Genomic DNA, 868 nt, shown 5'->3' with positions numbered 1-868 from the left:
TAAGCAGCCGGCGATGGGCACCAAGGCGCAGCAGGCGCTCGCGAGTCAGCGGGAGACGATGAAGCGGGAGTCGGCTCACGCGAGAAGCCAGCGTCGCGCGGAAGAGGCTGATGCGCGCTTCGAGCAGCGGAAGCAAAAGCGCAAGCAGAAGCATCGCGGGCATTGATCGCCATTCGCAGCAAGGCAAACCATATACAGCAGCGGCGTCAGTTCCACTTGAAGCCGACGCCGCGTAGACGCTGATGGTGACGGCTATGCGCGGGCACGAGCGCGCCGCCGCGCCTCATGACCTGCTTCTCGGGTATTTGGGGCGCGCAGCGTTCAAAAAGGCGGAGCGACTCCGCATGGCTCAAGACTGAGCCGAGGTGCCCTACTTCTCGCCCTCCAGCAGCCCCACGATGCAGTCGATGTCGACGGCAAAGCGGGGCCCGCATCACTGCAGGCCCCTACAGGTGAGCGATACTCTACGCCTTGCGGCACTCCGTCGCCCACGGCGGTTAAACGTACACGTAAGCCGTACTCTGAAAGCCGCGACTTCCGGCAAGTTTTTTATACCACGAAATCTCGCTTTCGATGCGCGTAGCTCTCGAAATAACACTCGCTGGGCCGTCACCCCTGGCAGTTACCCTCCAAACTTCATTGGAGTCAGCAGGTCAATTCATATAGTTATGGGGTTTTATCCTAAAGTAAATCAAATTTATACCCCCATAAGTAAAGAATTTCCTACTCCCACCCGATGGCTTCAGCCCTGCCGTCCCGTCATTCCAGTTGCACCCAGTTTTCGGCATCGACACGGAACGTGTGCCGCCGAATGACGCGATGTCGCGTTTCGTCGACTTCGGGGACAAAAGTTGGGACAACCTCAAAA

Annotated in this window: 1 protein-coding gene; it reads left to right on the top strand. The window is 58.4% G+C overall.

The window, feature by feature from the left end; all coding sequences use genetic code 11:
- The first annotated feature begins 13 nt into the window (after window positions 1–13).
- Window positions 14–166, top strand: coding sequence for a YjdF family protein (locus SFLMC1_RS11255; protein WP_261981427.1), 153 nt, complete (start codon window positions 14–16; stop codon window positions 164–166).
- Window positions 167–868 lie beyond the last annotated feature (702 nt).

This window comes from Collinsella aerofaciens, assembly GCF_901212495.1.
GTDB classification, from domain to species: Bacteria; Actinomycetota; Coriobacteriia; order Coriobacteriales; family Coriobacteriaceae; genus Collinsella; species Collinsella aerofaciens_H.
The sequence above is the reverse complement of the archived record's forward strand: the minus strand, read 5'-3'. Positions and strand labels throughout refer to the sequence as shown.